Genomic DNA, 3618 nt, shown 5'->3' with positions numbered 1-3618 from the left:
CCAGAAAACATCTGGCACAACAGTCATCCCTGACACGGGGGTGCCAGAAACAACAAAACAAAAAACAACAAACAAAAACCACCAAACACACTATTGAGTTCTCAAACAACAGTCCCGCTGTAAGCCCGCGAGCAGGGCAACCCCGCCAGCGTACTTCTAGTCATCGGAAGAGGTCAAATCGGGCTACCGGTCTCGGTGAGGAGGTCCGGTGCACCATCGGACGTAACAGTCAGTGTACGCGTTCTATTTCCGCGCCGAGACTGACCAGGTCCTCGACGAACCTCGGGTAGCCGCGGTCGATGTGGAAAACGTCGTGCACCTCGGTCTCCCCGTCAGCGACCAGACCGGCCAGCACCAGGCCGGCGCCGGCCCGGATATCGGAGCACCACACCGGCGCACTCGACAACTGCGACACACCGCGCACCACCGCATGGTGACCGTCGGTGCGCGCGTCAGCACCGAGCCGGATCATCTCCTCGACGAAACGGAATCGCGCCTCGAAGACGTTCTCGGTGATCATCGAGGTGCCGTCGGCGATAGCGGCCATCGCGATGGCCATCGGCTGAAGATCGGTGGGGAATCCCGGAAACGGCAGGGTCGCGACGTTGCAGGCCTTGGGCCGGTCGTACTGCACCACCCGGAACCCGTTGTCGTGCTGGGTGACGGTGGCCCCAACATCGTGCAACTTGTGCAGAACCAGTTGTAGATGTGCCGGGTCAACGCCGGTCACCGCGATGTCGCCCCGGGTCATTGCCGCGGCGATCCCCCACGTCGCCGCCACGATGCGGTCGCCGATCACCCGGTGCTCGGTGGGATGCAGTTTCGGCACGCCGGTGATCCGCAGGGTCGAGGTGCCCGCACCTTCGATCACCGCGCCCATCTGGTTGAGCATTTCGCACAGATCGACGACGTCCGGTTCCCGGGCGGAGTTGTGAATCACCGTGACACCCTCGGCGAGGACTGCGGCCATCAAGATGTTCTCGGTCGCCCCGACGGATGGGAACTCCAGTTGGATCTCGGCCCCGCGCAGATGTTCGGCGGAGGCCACCACGCAGCCGTGCTCGATGGTGCACTCGGCCCCGAGTTGCCGCAGACCGGACTGGTGCATGTCCAGCGGCCGCGACCCGATCGCATCACCGCCGGGCAGCGCCACCCGGGCACGCTTGCAGCGGCCGACGAGCGGGCCGAGCACACACACCGAGGCCCGGAACTGGCGGACCGCGGCGAAGTCGGCCTCGTACTTGGGTTCGTCGGGGGCGGTGATGCGCACGGTCGAGCCGTCGAGTTCGACGTTGGCACCCAATCCGCGCAGCACTTCCGCCATCAACGGGACGTCGAGAATGTCAGGGCAGTTGGTGATCGTCGTCGTGCCCTCGGCCAGCAGACTGGCCGCCATCAGTTTCAGGACGCTGTTCTTCGCGCCGCCCACCGCGACTTCACCGGTCAACCGGTTGCCCCCGGTCACCAGGAAACGTTCGCCCACAGCGGGTTAGTTTAGTTCAGCGGTGGCGGCGTACCGTTCTGGTCATGGCAGTGCACCTGACCCGCATCTATACGCGGACCGGCGATGACGGCACATCGGGACTCAGTGACTTCTCCCGCGTGGAGAAAAGCGACCCGCGGCTGATCGCCTACGCGGATTGCGACGAGGCCAACTCCGCGCTGGGGGTCGCGATCGCGCTGGGTCAACCCGACGACGGTCTGCGCCATGTGCTGACCTGGATACAGAACGATCTGTTCGACGCCGGCGCCGACCTATCCACTCCGGTTACCGGAGCCGAAAGGTCGGCGACATCGGTAGAAGCGAACCCTCAGCGCCCGCCCCTGCGGATCACCGAGGCCTATGTCGACCGGCTGGAGAAGTGGTGCGACGAGTACAACGAGCCGTTGCCGGCGCTGAGCTCGTTCATCCTGCCCGGCGGCACCGCGCTCTCGGCACTGCTGCACGTGGCCCGGACCGTGACCCGTCGCGCCGAGCGGTCGGCGTGGATGGCGGTGAAGGCTCACCCTGACTCCGTCAGCCCGCTGCCTGCCCGTTACCTCAACCGCCTCAGCGATCTGCTGTTCATCCTGTCGCGAACCGCCAATGCGGGTGACGACGTGCTGTGGCAGCCGGGTGGGCAGCGCCCCTAGAGTTCGGTGCGCCGCCGCGCACGCGGTGACGGGCGGGATTCCAGCCAGGACAGGAACGCCGTCAGCGCACCCCGGTCCAATGCCATTTCATAGCAACGCTGTTGGTCACCGGTTGCGTCTTTGAGTTCGATCACCACGACATCCCCGGTCATGATGTCGACCTCGTCACCGCGCGGCGGACGCCGCGAGATGATCTCCAGTCCACGCCGGCTCAACCGACGGTCCGGCCACGGGCGAAGGCTGGACAATTGGAAGAAACTGGCTTCGTCGCCGCGGTAACGAATCACGCCGTGCCGCCAGCCGTGGCCGCCGACCGCCGGCACATCGCGCAAAAGCGCGGCAGTACCCCCCTGCCGCATCGTCCACAGCCGGTAGCCGAGTAGGGCTACCGCGAGCAGTAGGGCACCGACGAGCGCGACCATGATGTCCATCGACGCGCTCATGATTGCCGACTAGTCGAGCTGGCCCAGCGCCCTCAGACGCGCCCTCCCCCGGGCGGCGATCTGTGGATCATCGGAAGCCGCATCGGCTTTGGCCTCGTCGGCGTCGATCTCCGAGGCGAACTCCGCCAACTCGGCCAGCACCGTCACACCGGCCTCGGTCACCGACAGGTAGCCGCCGTTGACGGCGATGCGCAGATCGTCCTCGCCCTCACGCTCGACGCGAACCATGGCATCGTCAACCAACTGCGCAACCAACGGGATGTGGTTGGGCAGGATGCCGATCTCGCCCGAGATGGTACGGGTGAACAGGAACGTCGCCTTGCCCGACCAGATCTTGCGTTCAACCGCGACGATCGCGACGTCCAATTCGGCCATCTCAGTTCACCTTTCGAGGGCTCGTCACAATTCGACGTTCTTCGCGCGAGCGCTCATCACAGCTTGACGCCCATGCTCTCAGCCTTCTTGGCCAGGTCATCGAGGCCACCGATCAAGAAGAAGGCCTGCTCGGGCAGATGGTCGAAGTCGCCCTTGCAGAGCTTGTCGAATGCCTCCACCGTCTCCTTCAGCGGCACCGTGGAGCCGGGCTGTCCGGTGAACTGCTCGGCGGCCATCATGTTCTGGCTCAGGAAGCGCTCGATGCGGCGAGCCCGGTAGACCAGCTGCTTGTCCTCCTCGGAGAGTTCGTCGATACCGAGGATGGCGATGATGTCCTGGAGATCCTTGTAGCGCTGCAGGATTCGGATGACTTCCTGGGCAACCCGGTAGTGCTCGTCGCCGACCACGCTCGGTTGCAGAATCGTCGAGCTCGACGCCAGCGGATCCACCGCCGGGAAGATGCCCTTGGAGAACACCGCGCGGGAAAGCTCGGTGGTGGCGTCGAGGTGGGCGAAGGTGGTCGCCGGCGCCGGGTCGGTGTAGTCGTCGGCGGGCACGTACACGGCCTGCATCGAGGTGATGGACCGACCGCGGGTTGAGGTGATGCGCTCCTGCAGTTCACCCATCTCATCGGCGAGAGTCGGCTGGTACCCCACCGCCGAGGGCA

The 3618-nt window shown here is 65.2% G+C and carries 5 protein-coding genes; 1 reads left to right on the top strand and 4 read right to left on the bottom strand.

All coding sequences use genetic code 11. The annotated features are described in order from the left end of the window. Nucleotides 1-229: 229 nt before the first annotated feature. A complete protein-coding gene (gene murA / locus ACR2JI_RS12820; protein WP_526390482.1) occupies nucleotides 230-1483 on the bottom strand; it encodes a UDP-N-acetylglucosamine 1-carboxyvinyltransferase in 1254 nt (417 codons plus the stop codon). Between the two features lie 44 nt (nucleotides 1484-1527). Between murA and ACR2JI_RS12815 the strand changes: the two genes are divergently transcribed. Beyond that, nucleotides 1528-2133: a cob(I)yrinic acid a,c-diamide adenosyltransferase gene (locus tag ACR2JI_RS12815; protein ID WP_526390480.1), complete on the top strand. Its 606-nt coding sequence runs from the start codon at nucleotides 1528-1530 to the stop codon at nucleotides 2131-2133. Here ACR2JI_RS12815 and ACR2JI_RS12810 read toward each other — a convergent pair. The 3 genes from ACR2JI_RS12810 to ACR2JI_RS12800 all read right to left on the bottom strand — a co-directional run. Beyond that, nucleotides 2130-2576, bottom strand: coding sequence for a DUF2550 family protein (locus ACR2JI_RS12810; protein WP_526390478.1), 447 nt, complete (start codon nucleotides 2574-2576; stop codon nucleotides 2130-2132). The genes ACR2JI_RS12815 and ACR2JI_RS12810 overlap by 4 nt on opposite strands. A 9-nt stretch (nucleotides 2577-2585) precedes the next feature. Further along, nucleotides 2586-2951 (bottom strand): F0F1 ATP synthase subunit epsilon, encoded by a 366-nt coding sequence (locus ACR2JI_RS12805; protein WP_526390476.1) that lies wholly within the window; start codon nucleotides 2949-2951, stop codon nucleotides 2586-2588. Between the two features lie 56 nt (nucleotides 2952-3007). After that, a partial coding sequence (locus ACR2JI_RS12800; RefSeq protein ID WP_526390474.1) for an ATP synthase beta subunit C-terminal domain-containing protein occupies nucleotides 3008-3618 on the bottom strand: 611 nt, incomplete at its 5' end.

The organism is Mycobacterium sp., assembly GCF_051006775.1.
Taxonomy (GTDB): Bacteria; Actinomycetota; Actinomycetes; order Mycobacteriales; family Mycobacteriaceae; genus Mycobacterium.
Note: the sequence above shows the minus strand (reverse complement) of the source record. Positions and strands in the feature narration are given on the sequence as shown.

Coding starts and splice junctions, on each gene's coding strand:
- ACR2JI_RS12805 (WP_526390476.1), bottom strand. CDS start 2,951: ATGGCCGAATTGGACGTCGCGATCGTCGCGGTTGAACGCAAGATCTGG.
- ACR2JI_RS12810 (WP_526390478.1), bottom strand. CDS start 2,576: ATGAGCGCGTCGATGGACATCATGGTCGCGCTCGTCGGTGCCCTACTG.
- ACR2JI_RS12815 (WP_526390480.1), top strand. CDS start 1,528: ATGGCAGTGCACCTGACCCGCATCTATACGCGGACCGGCGATGACGGC.